This is a genomic window from Burkholderia sp. Bp8986, from assembly GCF_003854225.1.
GTDB lineage: Bacteria > Pseudomonadota > Gammaproteobacteria > Burkholderiales > Burkholderiaceae > Burkholderia.
Genome location: NZ_QTQM01000006.1, coordinates 42,685 through 64,599, shown reverse-complemented (window position 1 = coordinate 64,599; position 21,915 = coordinate 42,685). Strand labels below are relative to the sequence as shown.

Here is a 21,915-nt window from a genome sequence, read left to right as displayed (position 1 = left end):
ATGACCCAAGCCCAGACCGCCGCCGTGCAACCCGACGCGATCCCCGTGGCCGCCCCGACGTCGCAGCGCTGGCGCGTCGCCGACGTCGTCGCGCTGTTCGAGCTGCCGTTCAACGACCTGATGTTCCGCGCGCAGCAGGTGCATCGCGAGCACTTCGACGCGAACGCGGTGCAGCTGTCGACGCTGCTGTCGATCAAGACGGGCGGTTGCGAGGAGGATTGCGGCTACTGCTCGCAGTCGTCGCACCACGAGACGGGCCTGAAGGCCGAGAAGCTGATGGACGTCGACGCGGTGCTCGACGCCGCACGCGCGGCCAAGGCGAACGGCGCGAGCCGCTTCTGCATGGGCGCCGCATGGCGCAACCCGAAGGAGCGCCACATGCCTGCGCTGACCGAGATGGTGCGCGGCGTGAAGGAACTGGGCCTCGAGACCTGCATGACGCTCGGCATGCTGGAGGACGAGCAAGCCAAGGAACTCGCCGACGCGGGCCTCGATTACTACAACCACAATCTCGACACGTCGCCGGAGTTCTACGGCCAGGTGATCTCGACGCGCACCTACCAGGATCGTCTCGACACGCTCGACCGCGTGCGCGACGCGGGCATCAACGTGTGCTGCGGCGGCATCATCGGGATGGGCGAATCGCGCCGCGAACGCGCGGGCCTGATCTCGCAGCTCGCGAACCTGAACCCGTATCCGGAGTCGGTGCCGATCAACAACCTCGTCGCGATCGAGGGCACGCCGCTCGAAGGCACCGCACCGCTCGACCCGTTCGAGTTCGTGCGCACGATCGCGGTCGCGCGCATCACGATGCCGAAGGCCGTCGTGCGGCTGTCGGCCGGCCGCGAGCAGCTCGACGACGCGATGCAGGCGATGTGCTTCCTCGCGGGCGCGAACTCGATGTTCTACGGCGACCAGCTGCTGACCACGAGCAACCCGCAGACGCAGCGCGACCGCGCGCTGTTCGAGCGCCTCGGCATCCGCGCGAGCCAGGCCGACGCGCTGGCGGAGAACGCGTAAGCGCCGGCCTCGCGTCGTTCTGCGAAGGTTGCAGACGAAAAAACCGGGGCATGCCCCGGTTTTTTTTCGTCCGATCGTCTGCGCCGGGCCGGCCTGCGCGTCGCGCATCGCGGTCTTGCCCGCGCGCCGGATCGAAGCGTCGAGCCCGATCGTCAGCGTGCGCGTCGGCGCGACTTCCGCCTGCGCGTCACACGTGTGCGGCCGCGCCGTCGAGCGCCGCGCGCACGCGCGCGACGCGCTGTTCGTCGACCGGCGCCAGCACCTCGCCGCGCGGCCGCACGCCCGAGCCGAAGTGCACCGCGCGCACGCCGGTCGCGCGAACGAAATCGCCGACCGCGTCGATCGTGAGGCCCGAGCCGGCCAGCACCGTGCAGGTCGAGCCTGCCGCCTGGCGCACCAGCCGCGTGATCGTCGCGACCGCGTCGAGCACCGACGGATGGCCGCCCGAGGTCAGCACCGACGTGACCGCCGGCACGCGCAGCAGCGCGTCGAACGCGGCATTGAGGTCGCGCGACACGTCGAACGCGCGATGGAACGTCAGGTCGCGCCCGTCCGCGGCCGCCGCGATGCGCTGGAGCGCATCGAGATCGACGTCGCCGCGCGCATCGAGCGCGCCGAACACGACGCCGTTCGCACCAGCCGCGACGGCCGCGCGCACGTCGCGCTCGATCACGCGCAGGTCGTCGGCTTCGTAGATGAACGCGCGGCTGTGCGGGCGCACGATCACGTTCACCGGGATCGCCACGGCGGCCACGACGGCCTCGATCAGGCCGACGCTCGGCGTGAGCCCGCCTTCGCTGATCGCGGTCACGAGTTCGAGCCGGTCGGCGCCCGCGCGGGCAGCGGCCTTCGCGTCGCCGACGGTGGTGGCGATCACTTCGAGGAGAACGGAGGAAGCGGCGGTGCGGTTCATCGGCGGCTCGCGAATCGTCAGGACAATTCGCGCATCCTAGCCGAGCGGCATGAACCGCGCCAGCGCGACGCCGTCGCTATGCGCCGCCCGCTTCCTCGTCGATCCAGTCGATATCGCCGCACAGCACGTGCTGCGCATCGCCGATGCGCACCGCCACCGACAGCGTCACGCACGGCTGCGCCTCGTTGATCGACAGGTACGGGCGCGTCACCTGCACGCGTCCGGGCTCGGCGATCGCCGTGCGGAAATACGGCCGGCGCAGCCAGTTCGCACCCTGCGCATCCGACAGCGGCGAGAAGCGCGCCTCGGCGAGCGCGCGGTCCGCGCGCAGCACGACGTTGCGGCCGGCCTGCCGGCCGCGCGCGTCGAGCAGGAAGCAGCGCGCGGCATCGTCGAGCGCGAGGAAGTTCCAGCACACCTCGTCGAGCGGCTCGCCGGCCGCCACCCGCTCGGCCGCGCGCTCGAACGCGCGCAGGTATGGCGCGAGCCGCTGCGCGTCGCGCCGCTCGCGCGCTTCGGTCTGCTGGCGAAAGCGCTCGGTCAGCTCGCCGATGCAACCGGTCGCGGCCGCGCTGTCAGGTAGCCCGGGGGCCGGGCGGCCGAAGAAATAGCCCTGCACGAAATCGGCCTCGCACGACAGCGCGATCTGCGCGTCGTGCTCGGTCTCGATCCCCTCGACGAGCACCAGCTTGCCGGCCTCGTGCAGCAGCGTGACGAGCCCGTGCAGGATCGCGGTGAGCCCCGTGCGGTGCGCCGCGTGGGACAGCATGATCCGGTCGAGCTTCACGATGTCCGGGTTCAACTGCCAGATCCGCTCGAGGTTCGAGTGCCCGGCGCCGAAATCGTCGAGCGCGATCAGGAAACCCTGCGCGCGGAATTCGCGCACGGCCTCGGCGAGCCGCTCGACGTCTTCCGCGCGCTGTTCGAGCACTTCGAGCACGACGCGGCGCGGCGGCATGCCGATCCGCTTCAGGTTCGCGAACAGCGCGGCGGCCTGGAACGGGTCGGTCAGCACGCCCGGATGCACGTTGAGGAACAGCCACTCGCGCTCGGCGCCGAGCAGCGCGAAGTTCTCGAGATGCAGCGCCTGCGCGAGCCGGTCGAGCTGCAGCAACTCGCCCTGGCGCGCGGCCTCGCCGAACACGTCGAGCGGCGACACCGCGCGGTCGAGCGCGTCATGCGCGCGCAGCAGCGCCTCGTAGCCCACCGCGCGCTGGTGCGACAGGCTGAAGATCGGCTGGAACACGGTCGTGAGCGACAGGTCGTGATGCTGCGTCGCCAGGCGCTCGAGGCCGGAGCTCATCTCCCGCTCGAAACGATACGGCGATGCGGTGGCCGGACGCTCCTGTTGCGCGATCGTCATGGCGCCCTCCTGGTGATGCAGCCGAACGCGGCGGTTGGTTGAGACGGCGCGCGCAATGTCATGGTGGAATCCTCGGTTGTCCGGCCGGTGCCGGACGGTAGGCAAGCATCAAGCAAGGTCCGTGCAAGGGCCGAACACGCGCGCCGCGCCTGCGTGCGGCGCCGCCGCACCAGCATGGCGCAGGCCGGATGCACCGTTCACGTGCATGCGCACCGGCGCACTCGAACGCACCCGCCGCGTCGTCACGCTAAACTCCGTACGGTCGTTTCATTCTCCGCAATCGCCGTCTCGATGGAAATCGTCTTCACAGTCCTGATCCTGCTGCTGACCGTCGCGCTGTCCGGCGCGGTCACACGCATCCTGCCGTTGCAGCTTCCGCTGCCGCTGATGCAGATCGCGTTCGGCGCGATGCTCGCGTGGCCGAAGCTGAACCTGCACGTCACGTTCGATCCCGAAATCTTCATGCTGCTGTTCATTCCGCCGCTGCTGTTCGCGGACGGCTGGCGGATTCCGAAACGCGAGCTGTACCTGCAGCGCCGCGCGATCCTGATGCTCGCGTTCGGGCTCGTGTTCATGACGGTACTCGCAGTCGGCTACTTCGCGCACTGGCTGATACCCGAGTTGCCGCTGCCGATCGCGTTCGCGCTCGCGGCCGTGCTGTCGCCCACCGACGCGGTCGCGCTGTCGGGCATCGCCGGCAAGGGACGGATCCCGCCGCAACTGATGCACATCCTCGAAGGCGAGGCGCTGATGAACGACGCGTCGGGCTTGGTCGCGCTGAAGTTCGCGGTCGCGGCCGCGCTCACCGGCATGTTCTCGCTGCGCGATGCGTCGATCACGTTCGTGATCGTCGCCGCCGGCGGGCTCGCGACGGGCGCGCTCGTGTCGTGGGGGTTCAGCGCGCTGTCGACGCGCTTCCTGAACGCCGAGCAGGAAGGCGATCCGGCCCCCGGCATCGTGATGACGCTGCTCGTGCCGTTCGCCGCCTATCTGTTCGCCGAGCATCTCGACCTGTCGGGCGTGCTCGCGGCCGTGTCGGCGGGGATGATGATGAACTACACGAGCTTCTCCCGCAAAAGCACCGTCGCGTCGCGCGTGCGGGCCGAAAGCACGTGGGCGATGATCGAGTTCGTGTTCAACGGCATGGTGTTCATCATGCTCGGGCTGCAGTTGCCGCACATCATCGGCCGCGCGCTCGTCGACGCGCACCACACGAGCGACGCGCTCGTCGGCCGGATGATCTTCAACGTGTGCGCGATGATGATCGCGCTGTATGCGATCCGCTTCCTGTGGGTCTGGCTGCTGCGCTGGATCGCGAGCCGCCGCGCCGCGCGCCACGGCCTCGCGGGCACGATGGCCGGCGTGCGCACGATCGCGGTGATGACGGTCGGCGGCGTGCGCGGCGCGGTCACGCTCGCGGGCGTGCTGTCGATCCCCGTCGCGCTGTCCGACGGCGCGCCGCTGCCCGGGCGCGACACCGCGATCTTCGTCGCATCGGCGGTGATTCTCGGTTCGCTGATCGTCGCGGTGATCGGCCTGCCGCTGCTGCTGCGCGGCGTGCGCTCGACGCGCAACCCGCTCGCCGACGAGGAGCGCACCGCGCGCGCGGCCGCCGCGCAGGCCGCGATCCGCGCGATCGACTCGTCGCACGACGCGATCTCGGCCGATCTCGACGAATCGGGCGCCGCGCGCTGCGCGGACATCTCGGCGCGCGTGATGGACCAGTACCGCCGCCGCCTCGCCGCGCTCGCCGACGACGGCCCGACCCCGCGCGCGCAAGCCAAGCAGGCGGAGACGATGGAACTGCAGATGCGGATCGCGGCGGTGCGCGCGGAACGTTCGGTGCTGTACCGGATGCGCAGCGAAAGCAGGATTTCCGACGAGACGCTGACGAAGCTGATCCGCGAGATCGACCTGTCGGAAACGGCACTGTCGACGCGCAAGAAAGGACTCGTCTGAGCGGCTGCGCCGCGGTGCGATTGCACGGCCGCTCAAAAAAAACGGCGACGCACGAGCGTCGCCGTTTTCACATCCGCCCGCCGCGGCGTTACTTCGCGACGACGACCGGAATCCCCTTCAGCATTCCCGCGCCCTTCATCTCGTCGAGCGCGTGCTGCACTGCCGCACTCGTCGCCGCGTCAATGCCGAGCTGCAGCGCGAGCTCGCGCTCCGCACGCTTCACGCCCGCGAGGTTGCGCACCTTCACGTGACCGAAGCCGCGCACGCGGGCATGCAGATCGGCCAGTTGCGCGACCTGCGCCGCATTGCCGGCGGTCACCGCGGCGAGCGCGCGCGTGAGCGTGGTTTCGTAGTCGTCCGCGAGCGCGCGCTCCATCCTGCGCTCGGCCGTGCGGCCGAACGGATCGAGCCACGTGCCGCGCAGGCTGCGCACGCGCGCGAGCGTGCCGAGCACCGGCCACATCCACTGGCCGAACACGCGCTTCTTCGGCACGCTGCCGTCGCGGCCGGCCTTCGCGACCGTCGGCGGCGCCAGGTTGAACTTCACGCGATAGTCCTGCCCCGGCACGCCTTCGAACTGCGCTTCGAGCGCCGTGCGGAACGCGCCGTCCGCATACAGCCGGGCAACCTCGTATTCGTCCTTCACCGCGAGCAGCCGGTAGAACGTCGTCGCGACCGCACGCGTCAGCGCATCGTCGCCCTTCGCGCGTGCCGCGTTCACCAGTGCGCGGTAGCGCTCGACGTAACGCACGCCGCCGTAGGCGTCGAGGCGCGCCTCGCGATCGGCGATCAGCTCGGCGAGCGTCTCCGGCGCGGCGTGCACGGCCACCGCGTGACGCGCGTTCCACAATGCGTCGAGGCCCGCCGCGTCGCCGGCCGCCATCCGGCCGATCGCGAACGCGAGCTTGTTCATCGGCACCGCGACGTTGTTCAGCTCGATCGCGCGCATCATCGCGGCGAGCGACACCGGCACGAGGCCGAGCTGCCACGCGTAGCCGAGCATCAGGATGTTCGCGCCGATCGAGTCGCCGAGGAATTTCGCGGCGAGCGCCTGCGCGTCGCAGCTCGACAGGTAGCCGTCGCCGGCCGCGTGATGCATTTTTTCGAGCAGCGCATCCGCGTGCAGGTTCGCGTCGGGGTTCTGCACGAACGACGCGTTCGGAATCCGGTGCGTGTTGACCACGATCCGCGTGCGCTCGTGGCGCACCGTCTGCAGCGCCTCGGCGCTCGCGCCGACGACCATGTCGCACGCGAGCAGCACGTCGGCCTGCTGCGTGTCGATGCGCACCTGGTTCAGCCACCGGTCGCTCGACGCGATCCGCACGAACGACAGCACCGAGCCGCCCTTCTGCGCGAAGCCCATGAAGTCGAGCACCGACGCGCTCTTGCCTTCGAGGTGCGCGGCCATGCTGATCAGCGCGCCGACCGTCACGACGCCCGTGCCGCCCACGCCCGTGACCAGCATGTCGTACGGCGCCGCGTCGAGATGGGTCGCGGGCACCGGCAGCGCATCGACGCGCACGGCGAGCGCGGCTTCGTCGAACGCCGCGCCCGCGGCCTTCTTCAGCGCCGCGCCTTCGACCGTCACGAAGCTCGGGCAGAAGCCGTTCACGCACGAGTAGTCCTTGTTGCACGACGACTGGTCGATGCGGCGCTTGCGGCCGAGCGGCGTCTCGAGCGGTTCGACCGACAGGCAGTTCGACTGCACGCCGCAGTCGCCGCAGCCTTCGCATACCGCGTCGTTGATGAACAGCCGCTTGTCCGGGTCGGGGAATTCGCCCTTCTTGCGGCGGCGGCGCTTCTCGGCCGCGCAGGTCTGGTCGTAGATCAGCACGGTGACGCCCGGCGTCTCGCGCAGCTCGCGCTGCACCGCGTCGAGTTCGCTGCGGTGATGGAACGTCGTGCCCTTCGGGAACAGCCCGTGATGACCGTCGTACTTCTCCGGTTCGTCGGACACCACGACGAAGCGCGACACGCCTTCCGCCTCGACCTGCCGCGCGATCTGCGGCACCGAGATGCTGCCGTCGACCGGCTGGCCGCCCGTCATCGCGACCGCGTCGTTGTAGAGGATCTTGTACGTGATGTTCGCTTTCGCGGCGACCGCCTGGCGGATCGCGAGAATGCCCGAATGGAAGTAGGTGCCGTCGCCGAGGTTCTGGAACACGTGCTTCGTGTTGGTGAACATCGCGTGCGCGGCCCAGTCGACGCCCTCGCCGCCCATCTGGATCAGGCCCGTCGTGTCGCGCTCCATCCACGACGCCATGAAGTGGCAGCCGATGCCGGCCTGCGCGATCGAGCCTTCCGGCACCTTCGTCGACGTGTTGTGCGGGCAGCCCGAGCAGAAGTACGGCGTGCGCTTCACCGCGTCCGCCTCGTTCGACAGTATCTGCGGCGCGACGAGATCGACGACGCGCTCGCGCCGGTCGAGCGCCGGCTTGTGCCGCGCGAGCCAGGTGGCGAACACCGGCAGGATCCGCGACGGGCGCAGCTCGCCGAGCTCGGACAGCAGGCACGCGCCTTCGGCGTCGTGCTTGCCGAGCACGCGCGGGCGCGCACCGTCCGCGCGGTTGTACAGGTAGTCCTTGATCTGCTGCTCGATCACCGGGCCCTTCTCTTCGATGACGAGCACTTCCGACAGGCCGTCGACGAAGGTTTCGATCCGTGTCATTTCGAGCGGATACGACAGGCCGACCTTGTAGATCCGCACGCCGGCCGCTTCCAGGTCGGCGACGGTGAGGTCGAGCCGGCGCAGCGCCTCCATCAGGTCGAGGTGCGCCTTGCCGCACGTGACGATGCCGACGTTCGCGTGCGCGCTCGGCGCGATCCATTTGTCGATGCTGTTGGTGCGCGCGAAGTGGCGCACCGCGTCGAGCTTCGCGGCGAGGCGCGCTTCGATCGTGAGGCTCGGCAGGTCGGGCCAGCGGTTGTGCAGGCCGCCCGCCGGCGGTGTGAAGCCCGCCGGCGCCGGCCATTGCGTCTGCAGCGCGTCGAGATCGACGGTCGAGCCCGACTCGACGGTTTCCGAGATCGCCTTGAAGCCGACCCATGCGCCCGAGTAGCGCGACAGCGCCCAGCCGTACAGGCCGAACTCCAGCATGTCGGCGATGTTCGACGGGTTCACGACCGGCATGTGCCACGCGATCATCGCGAAGTCGCTCTGGTGCGGCATCGACGACGACACGCAGCCATGGTCGTCGCCGGCCACCACCAGCACGCCGCCGTGCGGCGACGAACCGTATGCGTTGCCGTGCTTCAGCGCGTCGCCGGCGCGGTCGACGCCGGGGCCCTTGCCGTACCACATCGCGTACACGCCATCGACGGTGCGCTCCGGGTCCGCCTCGACGCGCTGCGTGCCGAGCACGGCGGTGCCGCCGAGTTCCTCGTTGATCGCGGGCAGGAAGCGCACGCCGCTGCCGTCGAGCAGTTTCTTCGCCTTCCACAGCTGCTGGTCGACCATCCCGAGCGGCGAGCCGCGGTAGCCGCTGACGAAGCCGGCCGTGTTCAGGCCCTGCGCGGTATCGGCTGCGCGCTGCATCAGCAGCAGGCGGACCAGCGCCTGCGTGCCGGTCAGGAAGATCCGGCCGCGCGTGGCGGTCAGGTTGTCGGTCAGGCGGTAGTCGGATAGAGCGGGCGTGCCGTCGACGGGCAGGCGGGCGGTCATGGGGATGTCTCCTGATTGTGTGTTCTGGGCCGCGCACGGGGCGTCGGGCGACGCCGGCCGGGGCTGCGGCTGGATGGCTCTATTTTTTCGCGGGGAGACGAGAAAGTTTTTTCTCATCTTGCTCGGATGACGCCGGAGCGAGAAAAACTGCGCAGGTTTCGGTCGGAAATCGAGAGATTTTTCGCGCGGGGTAGCGGGGGGCTGTTCGGGGCGTGTCGGGGTGGGCAGGCGGGTTGCCTCGAAAAGGCCGGAATGCGCGGGAGGCGGACCGCGGGCGCGGCGGCGGGCGCTCGCAGGCCGTGCGGCAAGGGCTCGGGGGGCGGAACGGGCGAGCCCTCACCCATCGAATGCACAGCGTTCGGATTGGTCGCGGGTGCGGGATGTCCACAATGCCGGGGCTGCGTCCCGGGCTGGCCCGCGCGCTCACCATTCGGTTGCACAGGGTTTCGAGTCGCGCCGGAGGCCGGATGTCCACACCTCGATCGGTCCGCGGTTCGAGCGGATGCCGACGCTCACCGTCGAAATTCACAGCGCGGCGAGTCGATGTTGGCGGGAGATATCCACACCGTCGGATTCCTGCCCCGATGAGGCGGCGTTCGTCCTCACCTGTGGGATGCACAGGTTTGCGAGTCGATTCGGCGGCACGATATCCACACCGCCGTCCGCCCTCGCGACGTTTCGGAGCGTCCGGGCGACGCGGGACAGCGCGCTTCAGTGTGGATGGGCCCGCCTCCGCAAGCGCCCGCACGGCCTTGGCGTTCGTCGGCGCATGCAGTCGCGTCGCCGGACGAGGTGCCGGCACGGGTTTGGATATCGCCCACACCAGGCGCTGAAAATCCAGTGAATTTCGATGATGAGCATCGGCACGCAATCGAACAAGGATGCCGATCCGGGTGTGGACAGCCCAACCCGCGACGACTCGAAACGCTGTGCATTTCGACGGTGAGCGCCGGCACCCGATCAAACGCGAGCGCCGATCCGGATGCGAACAGCCCACCCCACGACAACGCCAAACGCCGTGATTTGCAACGGCGAGTGACTGCACGGCGATTGAACGAGGGTGCCGATTCAGGTGTGGATAGTTCGATCCGCGACCACTCGAGACGCTGTGACTTGCAACGGTGAGCGACGGCACGGCAGTCGAACGAGGGTGCCGATTCGGGTGTGGACAGCTCGATCCGCAACCACTCGGAACACTGTGAAATTCAACGGTGAGCGACGGCACTGCAGTCGAACTAGGACACCGATTCGGTTCGGATAGCTCGATCCACGACCACTCTGAACACTGTGAAATTCGACGGTGAGCGACGGCATGGCAGTCGAACGCGGGCGCCGATTCGAGTGTGGATAGCTCGATTCGCTACCACTCGGAACACTGTGAAATTCGACAGTGAGCGACGGAATTGCAGTCGAACGCGGGTGCCGATTCGGGTGTGGATAGCTCGATCCGCGACCACTCGGAACGCTGTGAAATTCCACGGTGAGCGAAGGCACGGTATCGCACGAAAGCGCCGATTCAGGCGTGACCGGCAGCACCTGCAACCACGCCGAGGCCCACGCATCCGCAGTCGCACCGACGCGGCAGAGCAGCACGCGCGCGCCCTCTCCACCGAAAGACACAGCACGTCGACTGCTTTAGGCGACCGGATATCCACATCGCGGCAAGCACGCGAATGGCACGCGCGATCGCGTGTGCGGTTAGAATGCGCGACCCCGAAGCCGCGTCGAAGATCGGGAACGGGCACGCAAGGCGGCACCTGGCCCGTCCGGGTACCGACGCTCACCATTGAAATACACAGCGCTTCGAGTGAATTCCACGGCAGGATATCCACACCGCGATGAGCGCGCGGCTCTATCGCCGCTCCGCACTCGCCGTTAGAATGCGCGGCGCTCCGGAATTCGCGCGACGCCCGAAAGTCCGCACCAGGCAAGTCTCCCGCGCGATCGGTCGGCGGCGCTCACCGGTCAAAGGCACAGCATTTTTCGTCGTCGCGATTCCCGGTTGTCCACACCCTGCATCGCGCATCCGGCCGCATCCGGTCGCACTCACCGGTGAAATGCACAGTCTGCCGAGTGGTTTCGAGGCCGGGATATCCACAACCGACGCGGCGAAAAAATTCATCGCGGGCGCTGCGGCAACGGCGGTTCACGCACCTGCCCGCGATCGGCGCCGGATGCCGGAAAGCCCCGCAAATTCGGCCTCCGGACGCACGCTCACCGTTCGAATCCACAGCATTTCGAGTGGGCGGAAACCCGGTTGTCCACATCCGCGCCGAAGCGGACGGCGCCCGCAAGCGCGGTCATTCGGCAATCGAACGGATGATCCGCGCCGGGTTTCCGCCAACCAGCGTATTCGGCGGAACGTCGCGCGTCACGACGGCACCCGCGCCGACAACCGAGTTCTCGCCGACCGTCACGCCGCCGATGATCGTCGCACCCGCGCCGATCCACACGTTGCTCCCGATCACGATCGGCCGGGCGACGACGGCGTCGCGCCGGCGGGACGGCTCGACCGGATGGCCCGACGTGATGAGACTGACGTTCGGCCCGATCATCACGTCGTCGCCGATGTCGAGGCCGCCGAGGTCATAGAACGTGCAGTTCTGGTTGATGAACACGTTGCGGCCGATCCGCGTATCGGCGCCGCCCGTCGCATAAAACGGCGGGATCAGCAGAAAACCGTCGTCCATCGCCCTTCCGATCAGTTCTCCGAACAGTGTCCGGACGTCGTTCGCATCGTCGAACGTCAGACGGTTGAGCCGCGCGGTGATCGCCATCGTCCGCCCGAGCTCGGCGCGCATCGCGGCCGATTCCGGCGTGCGCCGGGGAATGATCGTGGTGCGATCGTCGCTCGCCATTCGTTGCCGTTCTCCGTGCGCGATCGAACCGGCAACCCCGCGCATCACGCAGCGCCTGACTCGCCGAATACGATCGCATCGCCTTGAATTCAGTCAGTCGGTCGACCCGCGCAGGGTCACCCGGTTTCCACGTTTCGCGCCCCGCCGACGGCCATCGACCGGACTCGTGCGGGCAGCCGCCGACGCTGCTGCAAAGCCAGCGGAACAGCAGGTCGCGACCGCTGCAGCCGAGCACGCATACGTCAATCTCAAACTAGTTGTTTCATGACTAGTTAATTCATGAACTTCCGCCATACAAGGCTTTCCGGGAAATTCCCTACCCGCCCGCATCCGCCCGGACACGCTCGACACGCGCCCGCGCCAGGTTCCGCCATTCTCGCCGTCCGCCCCTGTCCGAACCTCTCCCGCTCGGGTACGCTTGAGCATCCACCGACCCGACACGCACACCCATACGCGGAGGCGCGATGAAGCTCTACTACTGGCCGAAGACCCGGGCATTCCGGGCGCTGTGGATGCTGGAGGAAATCGGCGCCGTCTACGAGCTCGTGCCGATCGACTTGCGATCGCACGAACAGGGTAGCGACGCGTTCGTCCAGGTCAATCCGATGGCCAAGCTGCCCGCGCTCGACGACGGCAGCGAACCGTTCGCCGAATCCGGCGCCGTGCTGCTCTATCTCGCCGATCGCTGCCCGGGCGCCGGGCTCGGCATTGCACCGGACGATCCGCTGCGCGGCCGCTTCCTGCAGTGGATGTTCTTCACGCCCACCTGCCTCGAGCCGGCGATGGCCGAGAAATTCACCGGCGCGTCGGGCAATCCGGTCGCCTTCGGTTGGGGCAACATCACGCGCGTGCAGCGTGCGCTCGCGCAAACGCTCGCCCACAGCCGCTGGCTCGTCGGCGATCACTTCACCGCGGCCGACCTGCTGCTCGCCAGCACGCTGAAGATCGCGTTCGACGCGCACCTGCTGCCGCACGAAGGCGTGCTCGGCGACTACGTCGCGCGCGCCGAGGATCGCGACGGCCATCGCCGCGCGGTCGCGGTCGAACAGCGCGAAGCGGCGCGCCTGCTGCATGCGTGACGCGTGAACGGCCCGGCCTTCCGGCGCGGCAGCCGCGCCCGGAGGCCGGCGCCCGCTCGCGCCGCGCACGGCCGTCATGCAGCCGGCCCGGGCGTCTGCGCGGCCGTGCCGGCCTCGACCACCACGCCCGGCGAGCCGCGCTCGTCCGTATCGGTGTCGACCGGCACGACTTCGTGAAAATGCGTGTAGTCGATGTGCGTGATGCCGCCTTCGTCGTGCATCAGGTCGACATAGCGGTGACGCCAGCGGATCTCCGCATGCGTCCATGAGTAGCGCGCCTGCATGACTTGCGCGGTCGTCTCGTCGGAGCCCTCGATCGTGATCAGCAGCGACGCGTCGCGCGCGGCGAGCGACTCGGCCGTCTCGCCGAACAGCGGGCTCGTTTCGTCGATCACGTGCATCAGGTTCCAGCCGAGCAGGAAGATCGGATGCTCGTTGCGCACGAGCGGCAAGTCGTGGATCTTGCGCAGCATATAACCCTCGTGCGTGCCTTCGACGCGCATCAGCCGCAGTTTCGCCTGCGCTTCGGCGATCACGTTCTGGCGCGCATTCGCGGCGCGCACCATCAGCGTCATCCGCCCGTTCAGCGGCCGCACGATCGCGTAACGTGCGAACAGGATCTTCGCCTGCGGCCGCGAGAAGCGCGCGAACACGAGGCCGGTCGCGAGCGCGATGCCCGACATCCCGATGAAGATCTCGAAGGTCGAGACGACGTGCGCGTAGACGGTCTGCGGATGCATGTCGCCATAACCGACCGTCGCGAGTGTCTCGACGCTGAAGAAGAACGCGCCGGCGAACCCGGCCGGCGACTGGTTCGCGATCGGCGCGTGGCCGAGCAGGTAGAGCGTCGCGAAGCCGCCGTTGAGCAGCAGAAACAGCACCGCGAGCGACAGGAAGAATACGGGCCAGCTCACCGTCAGCGCGCGGTGATAGAGGTCGCGCCAGCCGAGCGGCGGCATCCCGTACGCGATCACGGGGCGGGTGCCCGACCAGATCTTGCGGCCGCGGCCGCGGGAGGCTGGGGAGGACGAATCGACGTTCATCGCGCAAGGGCCTGGAGCAAGGAGGCGATGAGCGTAGCACGCGCGGGCGGCGGCCGGGAATGCGCAGCGATGCGGAGCGGGCCTTGCGCGTGCGGCGCGAAAAAAAGCCGGCCGCATGGGCGGCCGGCTTCGCGGTCGTTCGGCGTGCTCGCGGCGCGGCCTGGGGCTTGCCGCCTGCCGCCGAACTTACTTGCGGTCGACGATCACGCGGTCGAACGTGCCGCCGTCGGCGAAGTGGGTCTTCTGCGCATTCGCCCAGCTGCCGAAAACCTGCTCGACGCTGAACGTCTTCAGCGGCTTGAACTCGGCCGCATGCTTCTTCAGCACGGTCGCGTCGCGCGGGCGCAGATGGTGCTGCGCGATGATCTCCTGCGCCTGCGGCGTGTACAGGTAGTCGAGATACGCCTGCGCGACCTTGCGCGTGCCCTTCTTGTCGACGACCTTGTCGACGACGGCGACGGGCGGCTCCGCGAGGATGCTCGCCGACGGATACACGGCGTCGAATTCCGCCCCCGACGCACCGGTGTCCATCAGCGCGACTTCGTTCTCGAACGTGACGAGCACGTCGCCGATGCCGCGCTGCGTGAAGGTCGTCGTCGCGCCGCGGCCGCCCGAGTCCAGCACCGGCACGTTGCGGAAGATCGCCTTCTCGAAGTCGAGCGCCTGCTGGTCGGTCGCGCCTTTCTGCTTCTGGTAGCCCCACGCGGCGAGGTACGCGTAGCGGCCGTTGCCCGACGTCTTCGGGTTCGCGATGATCACCTGCACGCCCGGCTTCGCGAGATCGCTCCAGTCCTTGATCGCCTTCGGATTGCCCTTGCGCACGAGGAACACCATCGTCGTCGAGTACGGCGAGCTGCCGTCGGGGAAGCGCGCGCGCCAATCCTTCGGCAGCAGCTGGCCGCGCTCGGCGAGCAGGTCGATGTCGTTCGGCTGGTTCATCGTCACGACGTCGGCCTGCAGCCCCTGCAATACCGACAGCGCCTGCGCGCTCGACGCGCCGTGCGACTGCTTGATCGTCACCGTTTCACCCGTCTGCTGCTTGTAGGCGGCGGCGAAGCTCGTGTTGATGTCCTTGTACAGCTCGCGCGTCACGTCGTACGACACGTTCAGGATCGACGTGTCCGCATGCGCGGCCGTGGCCGCCACGACCAGCGCCGCCGCGGCGCCCGTGTGCAGCCAGCGGCCGATCCCCTTGATGCTTGCCATCGTGATATGCCCCGTTTCCAGTGGTGATGGATATGCGTGACGGCACGCGTACGCGCTGTCATCGAAACGTAAGCGGGCATTTTAACGGCCGGGCGCGACGCACTTTCCAATCTGTCGTGGAAAGCAAATCTCTAATTCTGCTAAGCGGCGCGCGTCGCTCGCGTACGCGCCGGATCCGGTGTTAAGATCGCCGTTCAGCCCCTTTCACGGTTCATCCATGTCCGTTGCCCCGCGTTCGCCGTCGATCCTTGCCGCCATCGCGGCAGGCGCGCCCGCGGCCGGGCTGAAACTGAAAAAACGACACCTCGACTGACGGGGGCGTCGCGTCCCGTCAGGCGAATGCCGGACGGGATGCCCGCAGGTCGTTTCTTTCTCCTTGCTCGCACGCCTCGCTCCGGCACCCCGCCGGCGGAACGGTTCCTTCCCACTCCGTTTCCACCATGAGGCTTTGCATGTACACACGTTTCGAAGGTATCTGGCTGCCGCTCGTCACGCCGTTCCACGACGGCGAGGTCGACCACGGCGCGCTCGCGCGGCTCGCGCGTCACTATGCGGCGGTGGGCGTCGCCGGGTTCGTCGCGGGCGCGACGACCGGTGAAGGCGTGCTGCTCGACGCGCGCGAACAGGACGCCGTGTTCGCGACGCTGCGCGATGCGGTGCCCGACCTGCCGATCGTCGTCGGCCTCACCGCGAGCGCGACGCACTTCGCGGCCGCCCGCGCACGCGAACTCGCCGCGCTGCGGCCCGACGGGCTGCTCGTCACGCCGCCCGTCTACGTTCGGCCGACGCAAGACGGGATCCGCCGCCACATTGAGGCGATCGTCGAGGCGGCCGACCTGCCGGTCCTCGTCTACAACATCCCGTATCGCACCGGCGTGAACGTCGAACTGGAGACGCTGCAGGCGCTCGCGCGCGATCCGCGCGTCGCGGGCATCAAGGAATGCGGCGGGACGCTCGACCGGATGAGCCGGCTCGTGCACGAGACGCCGCTCGCGATCCTCTCCGGCGACGACAACCAGAACTTCGCCGCGCTGTGTGCCGGCGCGCATGGCGCGATCGCCAGCAGCGCGCACGTGCTGCCCGAATGGCACGTGCGCATCCACGCGCTCCTGCGCGACGGCCGGCTCGCCGACGCGCGACGGCTGTCGGTCGCGCTGCAGCCGCTCGTCGCGGCGCTGTTCGCGGAGCCGAATCCGGCGCCGGTGAAGGCGGTGCTGGCTGCGCAGGGGTGGTGCGAGGACGGGCTGCGGTTGCCGTTCGTGCCGGCGAGCGCGGGGTTGCGGGAGAGGCTCGGCAAGCTGTGCGCGGCGCTGGAGGCTTCGGCGCAGGGGGTCGCGGCAGCGTAGGATTTCGCTCCGAAAACTGTTTCAGACCGTCAGAATCCGCGACGCGCCATACTGCGCAAGATGGCCGTCGGCGGTGATGAGCAGCATCGGTTCGGACCAGGCCTGCGCGACCAGCAAGCGGTCGAACGGATCGCGATGGTAGTGGGGCAGATAGCGCACGGCCGCGCCGTGCGCGGCCCGAACCGGCAGCTCCCGATATCGGCTCATCGCAATCGCTTCGACCATCCGGTCCACATCCACGTCCAGCTTTCCCGTCCCGGCCTTGATCGCGACTTCCCAGATGCTCGCGCTGCTGATGAACACCTCGTCGGCTTCGGCAATCAGATTGCGCGCGCGAGCGCTCAATTTCGGATCATTGGCCCACATCCAGAGAAAGATGTGCGTATCGAATAGCAGCCGCATCACTTTCCTTCGAACGCATCCAGCAAATCATCGGGAAGCGGTGCGTCGAAGTCGTCCGCGATCCATATCTGCCCCTCGAGGAGCCCGTAATGATGAATCGGCTTGAGCGGCACGAGCCGGACCGACTGCTTGCCGTCCTGCATGATCACGACGCGTTCGCCGGCGATCGCGGCATCGAGAAGCCGCTGAAGATCGAGCGCGGCTTCCGGGACAGTGGCAACTTGCATGATGGCCTCCGTTGAGTGATCCACCATTGTCACGACATTCGCCCCGTCCCTCCAATAGGCCGAACGCCCAGCCGGGCGCAGGCGCGTCGATCGCCATCACGCCGCCAGCGCCCCCGCGTCCCCTCGCGTCGCGTCCCGCACCGCCTGCGTGACGATCCGCGCGAGCCGCTCGACGGTCGGCGTCGCCGACGACGTCCGCCGCAGCAGCATCAGCGGCAGGCCCGGCAGTGCCGGCAGCCCGGACGACGCCGCGTCGAGCACACGCACCGACGCGGGCAGCCCGTAGTGCGAGCGCACGGTCAGCCCGAGGCCGGCCGCCGCCGCCGCCCACAGCCCGGCCAGGCTCGGCGTCGTGAACGCGACGCGCCACGGCACGCCCGCACGGTCGAGCGCATCGGTCGCCGCGCCGAAGAAGCGGCACGGCCGGTCGAACACGACGAGCGGCAACGGCTCGCCCGATGCGCGCATCGCACGCAGACGCGCGGCGCCGTCGTCGACCGCATCCGCCGGTCCGTCGGCGTCCGGCACGCCGAAACCGTTCACGCCGCCCGCCGCGATCCACTGCATCGGCACCTGCGCGATCGCGTCGCTGTCGATGCCCGCGCGCGACACCAGCGCCGCCGACGCCGGGTCGCCCCACACGAGCGCGAGATCGAGCTGGTTCGCGTCGAGCCGCTCGAGCAACTCGGCATTGCGTGCGACGCGCGCCTCGATCCTCACCTTCGGGTGCGCACGCGCGAAACGCCCGAGCACGTCGGGCAGGATCGCTTCGCCGAAGTCCTCCTGAAGGCCGACCCGCACCCAGCCGTCGAGATTCACGCCGCGCACGGCCGCGGCCGCTTCGTCGTTCAGCTCGATCATCCGCCGCGCATAGCGCAGCATCGCGTCGCCGGCGTCGGTCAGCGCGAGCCCGCGGCCGGCCTTCACGAACAGCGGCGTGCCGGCCTGCTCCTCGAGCTTGCGGATCTGCGCACTCACCGCCGACGACGAACGCGCGACGCGATCGGCGGCCTTCGCGAAGCTGCCGAGATCCACACCCGCGACCAGGCTGCGCAGCGCCGCGACGTCGAAGTTCGGCCGGGCCAGCGTGGCGTCGGGTGCCACGAGCGACACCTCGCCGTGGGCAGGGTCTTGTCCGGACATCTCAATCATCCCGTTTTATCGAACGATTCATCAAAAACTTTCCGATTTTCAGGATGAATGTAGGCCGCCACACTGGCGATGTCAATTTCCACACGGGCCCTGTCGCCATGGATACCTCCTGCCTAGCATCCCCGTCCTCGTCCTTGCCAGCGCGCGACGCGCGCGGCCCGGCCCATCGCTGGCGCGTGCTCGCGGCCGGCGTCGCCGCGAACATGAGCTTTTCCGCCGCCGCGGCGGGCATTCCGACCACCGCCGTGTGGATGCGCTCGGCCTATCACCTCGACAACGGCGCGCTGGGCCTCGTGCTCGGCGCGCTCGGCTTCGGCGTCGCACTGTCCGAACTGCCGTGGGGGATCGCCGCCGACCGCTTCGGCGATCGTCGCGTACTGCTCACCGGCCTCGTCGCGACCGCCGCGATGCTGGCGCTGATGGTGGCCACAATCGTCCCGGCCGCGCACGCGGTGCCGCCGCTCATGCGCGTCGTCGCTGCGATGTGCTGCGTCGGCCTGCTCGGCGGCAGCGTGAACGGCTCGAGCGGACGCGCGGTGATGCGCTGGTTCGGCGAGCGCGAACGCGGGCTCGCGATGAGCATCCGCCAGACGGCCGTGCCGCTCGGCGGCGGCGTCGGCGCGGCGCTGCTGCCGTCGCTCGCGTCGCATGCGGGCTTCGCCGCGGTGTACGGCGCGCTGATGCTGCTGTGTGCCGGATCGGCCGCGCTCACGTGGCGCTGGCTGCACGAACCGCCCGACGCGGCGGCCACCGCGCCCGCCGACGCGAACCGCGCCGTCGGGCACCAATCGCCGGCCGCGCCCGCGCGCAGTCCGCTCGCGAGCGGCCGCGTCTGGCGCATCGTGCTCGGCATCGGCGCGCTGTGTACACCACAGTTCGCGGTACTCACGTTCGCGACCGTGTTCCTGCACGATTTCGGCCGGCTCGGCCTCGCCGGCATCAGCGCGGCGATGGTCGCGCTGCAGTTGGGCGCGATGGTGATGCGCGTGTGGAGCGGCCGCCATACCGACCGGCACGGCAACCGGCGTGCGTACCTGCGCGGGTCGGTCTGCGTCGCGTCCGGATCGTTCGCGCTGCTCGCGGCCGCGACCGCCGGCAGCCCGCACGTGCCGCTCGCCGCGATCGTCGCGATCCTCGTGTTCGCCGGCATCTGCGTGTCGGCCTGGCACGGCGTCGCGTACACCGAACTCGCGACGCTCGCGGGCGCGAATCACGCAGGCACCGCCCTCGGGATGGCGAACACGGTCGTCTATCTCGGGCTGTTCGCGACGCCGCTCGCGATTCCGCCGCTACTCGCCGTCAGCTCGTGGAGCGTGGTGTGGCTCGCGACCGCGCTGATCGCGGCGGCAACGTACCCGTTGTTTGCCCGCTAGCCAGCAAGCGGGCGCCAGCGGCGACGCCCGTCCTGCCGACCGCATGGCGCGGCATTCAGAACTTGTACACGGCCGACAGCATCGCCGAGCGGCCGTCGCCGAACTCGACGGCCGACGATTGCGATGCGTTTCCCGCCACCTGCCGCACACGTTCGACATAGGCGCGATCGAACAGGTTGTCGACGTTCAGCTGGAAGCGCAGCCTGCGGCTCACGTCGTACGACGCCATCAGGTTGTGCACCCAGTACGCGCCGAGCTTGCCGTCGCCTTGCGACGTCACGTTGCGCCGGCCGACGAAGTGCGAACCGTAGCCGACCGTCCAGCCGGCCGGCAACCGATAGGTCGTCCACAGGTTGAACGCGTGCCGCGGCGTGTTGCCGAGCGCCTGTCCGTCGCGGCGCGGCGTGGCCGGTGAACTGAGCGTGACGCTCGCGAGATACGTGTAGTTGGCGAACACGTCCCATTGCGGCGTCACCTTGCCGGCGACCCCGAGCTCGATGCCGCGAACGCGCTGCCGGCCCACGAGCGCGTAGCTGCCGTCAGCCATGCGTTCGCGCGCGTTGTTCTTTTCGGTCTGGAACAGCGCGCCGTTCAGCGCGACGCCCGCGAGCCCCTCCCATTTCGCGCCGAGCTCCAAACTCTCGTTCGTCTCGGGCGCGAGCGCACCGGTCGCCGCGCTCACGCCGGAGCCGGAGGTCGCGAGAAATTCGGCGGACGGGTTGAACGACGTGCCGTACGCGAAATACGCGCGACCGTTGTCGGTCGGCTTGAACACGAGCCCCGCGCGCGTGCTCAGGTGACGGTCGGAACTGTCCGCGCGCTCGGCGGGCTTGCCGGCCGCGGCCCCTTCCGCCCAGCCGTCGATCCAGTCGTGCCGCAGCCCGACGTCGATGTCCCAGTAGCGGCCGACCGAGATCGTGTCGAACGCGTACAGCGCCTTCACGACCAGCGCGGTGTCCTGGCGGGCACTGTCCTCGCGCTGCGCCGGGCCGCGCCACACGCCGGGCGGCGCCGCGAGCGCAAAGCCGTCGGCCGGGTAGAACCGGTTGAGCCCGTACGAATAGGTCGTGCGGCCGTACGTTTCGCGCGAGATCTCGAAGCCCGTGACGAGCGTATGCCCGACGCCGAACGTCGTGAACGTGCTCGTCACGTTCGTCTGGTTCGCCCACATCGCGGTCGACGCGTCGCGGCCGTAGCCTTGCGGCCCGGCCGGCTTGTAACGCCCGGGCGGCAGCCCTTCCAGGCTCACGCGCGCTCCCGAAATCACCGTATCGCGATTCAGGTGCGCGTAGCGGCTCAGGTTCTGCACCTTCAGGCCGGACGACACGTCGTGCTCGGCCTTCACGGTGACGGCATCCGCAGCGATCCGTTCGCGATCCAGATTGCGCCAGCCGAAATAGCGGTCGCGCGACATGCCGGCCAGCACCTGGCCGTTGTGCGCAGGCAGCCCGTAGTCGGGCAGGTTGTTGTCGTACTGGTGAAAATAGCCGAGCGTGACGCGCGTCGGCGTGCCGAGGCCTAACGCGAGCGACGGCGCGACGCCCCAGCGGCGCTTGCGGATGTCGTTGCGGCCCGGCACGTCGTTCACATGCGCCATCGCGTTCAGGCGGAACGCGGCCCGGCCTTCGGTGCCGGGCACCGGCCGGTTCGCATCGAGCGTCACGCGGCGGTAGCCGGACGTACCGAGCATCGTGCCGGCCTCCGTCAGCGCGCCGGCTTTCGGCGTCTTGCTGATCAGGTTCACCGAGCCGCCCGTCGTGCCCGCGCCGCCGAATACCGAGTTCGGCCCCTTGATCACCTCGACCGCCTCGATGTTGAACAGGTCGCTGCGATTGTTCTGCGCACTGTCGCGCAACCCGTCGAGCTGCAGGTTCGCGTTCGCGCCGAAGCCGCGGATATTGAACATGTCGCCCGACCCGCCGCCGCCTTCTCCAGCGTTGAACGTGATGCCCGCGACGTTCGACAGCGCGTCGCGCAGGCTCAGCGCCTGCTGTTCGTCGAGCACCGCGCGCGGCACGACGGTGATCGTCTGCGGCACGTCGAGCAGCGGCGTCGCGTATTTGGCGGAACCCGACCGGTCGACGCGCGTACCGGCGTCGCGATTGCCGTGGACGAAGATCGGGCTCAGGTGCGGCGCGTGGCGCGGCTCGTCCTCTTCCGCGCACGCAGGCGCGGCGGCACAGGTCACCATCGCGAACGCAACGGACGCGGTCGCGCGACGCGGCGGCGTCGCGCTCGACAGAATGCAACGACTCATGTTCACTCCACCCCATTAACGAGAATGGTTCTCATTCAATAGAAATGGAGTCGACG

Annotated in this window: 15 protein-coding genes; 5 read left to right on the top strand and 10 right to left on the bottom strand. The window is 68.9% G+C overall.

Annotated features, from left to right (window positions below; translation table 11 throughout):
* The gene (gene bioB, locus DID99_RS08465; RefSeq protein ID WP_124520646.1) at positions 1-1,020 is read left to right on the top strand and encodes a biotin synthase BioB; all 1,020 of its coding nucleotides are present in this window, start codon (positions 1-3) and stop codon (positions 1,018-1,020) included.
* Positions 1,021-1,207: 187 nt separating this feature from the next.
* On the opposite strand, the gene DID99_RS08460 is transcribed toward bioB, so the two are convergent.
* Complete coding sequence (locus DID99_RS08460; protein ID WP_124520644.1) at positions 1,208-1,933, bottom strand: copper homeostasis protein CutC; 726 nt, start codon at positions 1,931-1,933, stop codon at positions 1,208-1,210.
* 76 nt (positions 1,934-2,009) lie between these two features.
* Positions 2,010-3,296 carry an EAL domain-containing protein gene (locus DID99_RS08455; protein ID WP_044846173.1) on the bottom strand — a complete coding sequence of 429 codons (1,287 nt, stop codon included), beginning with the start codon at positions 3,294-3,296 and terminating at the stop codon, positions 2,010-2,012.
* 291 nt (positions 3,297-3,587) lie between these two features.
* Between DID99_RS08455 and DID99_RS08450 the strand changes: the two genes are divergently transcribed.
* Positions 3,588-5,255 (top strand): Na+/H+ antiporter, encoded by a 1,668-nt coding sequence (locus tag DID99_RS08450; protein WP_124486591.1) that lies wholly within the window; start codon positions 3,588-3,590, stop codon positions 5,253-5,255.
* 88 nt (positions 5,256-5,343) lie between these two features.
* Here the strand turns inward: DID99_RS08450 and DID99_RS08445 are convergent, their stop codons facing one another.
* Both DID99_RS08445 and DID99_RS08435 read right to left on the bottom strand, forming a co-directional pair.
* Positions 5,344-8,916, bottom strand: coding sequence for an indolepyruvate ferredoxin oxidoreductase family protein (locus DID99_RS08445; protein WP_124666496.1), 3,573 nt, complete (start codon positions 8,914-8,916; stop codon positions 5,344-5,346).
* A 2,300-nt stretch (positions 8,917-11,216) separates the two neighbouring features.
* Positions 11,217-11,774 (bottom strand): sugar O-acetyltransferase, encoded by a 558-nt coding sequence (locus DID99_RS08435; protein WP_124666494.1) that lies wholly within the window; start codon positions 11,772-11,774, stop codon positions 11,217-11,219.
* A 464-nt stretch (positions 11,775-12,238) separates the two neighbouring features.
* Here DID99_RS08435 and DID99_RS08430 point away from each other — a divergent pair, with 464 nt between their 5' ends.
* Positions 12,239-12,853 (top strand): glutathione S-transferase family protein, encoded by a 615-nt coding sequence (locus DID99_RS08430; RefSeq protein WP_044846169.1) that lies wholly within the window; start codon positions 12,239-12,241, stop codon positions 12,851-12,853.
* A gap of 74 nt (positions 12,854-12,927) precedes the next feature.
* Here DID99_RS08430 and DID99_RS08425 read toward each other — a convergent pair whose 3' ends face one another.
* Both DID99_RS08425 and DID99_RS08420 read right to left on the bottom strand, forming a co-directional pair.
* Positions 12,928-13,896 carry an ion channel gene (locus DID99_RS08425; RefSeq protein ID WP_124486595.1) on the bottom strand — a complete coding sequence of 323 codons (969 nt, stop codon included), beginning with the start codon at positions 13,894-13,896 and terminating at the stop codon, positions 12,928-12,930.
* A gap of 186 nt (positions 13,897-14,082) precedes the next feature.
* Entirely contained in the window at positions 14,083-15,102 is a 1,020-nt protein-coding gene (locus DID99_RS08420) for a sulfate ABC transporter substrate-binding protein (RefSeq protein WP_044846167.1), read from the bottom strand.
* Positions 15,103-15,554: 452 nt separating this feature from the next.
* On the opposite strand from DID99_RS08420, the gene dapA reads away from it, so the two are divergent.
* Entirely contained in the window at positions 15,555-16,448 is an 894-nt protein-coding gene (gene dapA, locus DID99_RS08410) for a 4-hydroxy-tetrahydrodipicolinate synthase (RefSeq protein ID WP_124571781.1), read from the top strand.
* A 21-nt stretch (positions 16,449-16,469) separates the two neighbouring features.
* Here the strand turns inward: dapA and DID99_RS08405 are convergent, their stop codons facing one another.
* The 3 genes from DID99_RS08405 to DID99_RS08395 form a co-directional block, all read right to left on the bottom strand.
* Positions 16,470-16,850: a type II toxin-antitoxin system VapC family toxin gene (locus DID99_RS08405; RefSeq protein ID WP_014895868.1), complete on the bottom strand. Its 381-nt coding sequence runs from the start codon at positions 16,848-16,850 to the stop codon at positions 16,470-16,472.
* Positions 16,850-17,077 carry a type II toxin-antitoxin system Phd/YefM family antitoxin gene (locus tag DID99_RS08400; protein WP_124486598.1) on the bottom strand — a complete coding sequence of 76 codons (228 nt, stop codon included), beginning with the start codon at positions 17,075-17,077 and terminating at the stop codon, positions 16,850-16,852. Before DID99_RS08400 ends, DID99_RS08405 begins: the two co-directional genes overlap by 1 nt.
* 96 nt (positions 17,078-17,173) lie before the next feature.
* Positions 17,174-18,220 (bottom strand): LysR substrate-binding domain-containing protein, encoded by a 1,047-nt coding sequence (locus DID99_RS08395; protein WP_124666493.1) that lies wholly within the window; start codon positions 18,218-18,220, stop codon positions 17,174-17,176.
* A gap of 107 nt (positions 18,221-18,327) precedes the next feature.
* Here DID99_RS08395 and DID99_RS08390 point away from each other — a divergent pair, with 107 nt between their 5' ends.
* Entirely contained in the window at positions 18,328-19,602 is a 1,275-nt protein-coding gene (locus DID99_RS08390) for an MFS transporter (protein ID WP_124666492.1), read from the top strand.
* A gap of 55 nt (positions 19,603-19,657) precedes the next feature.
* Here the strand turns inward: DID99_RS08390 and DID99_RS08385 are convergent, their stop codons facing one another.
* Positions 19,658-21,859 (bottom strand): TonB-dependent siderophore receptor, encoded by a 2,202-nt coding sequence (locus DID99_RS08385; RefSeq protein ID WP_124666491.1) that lies wholly within the window; start codon positions 21,857-21,859, stop codon positions 19,658-19,660.
* Between the last annotated feature and the right edge of the window lie 56 nt (positions 21,860-21,915).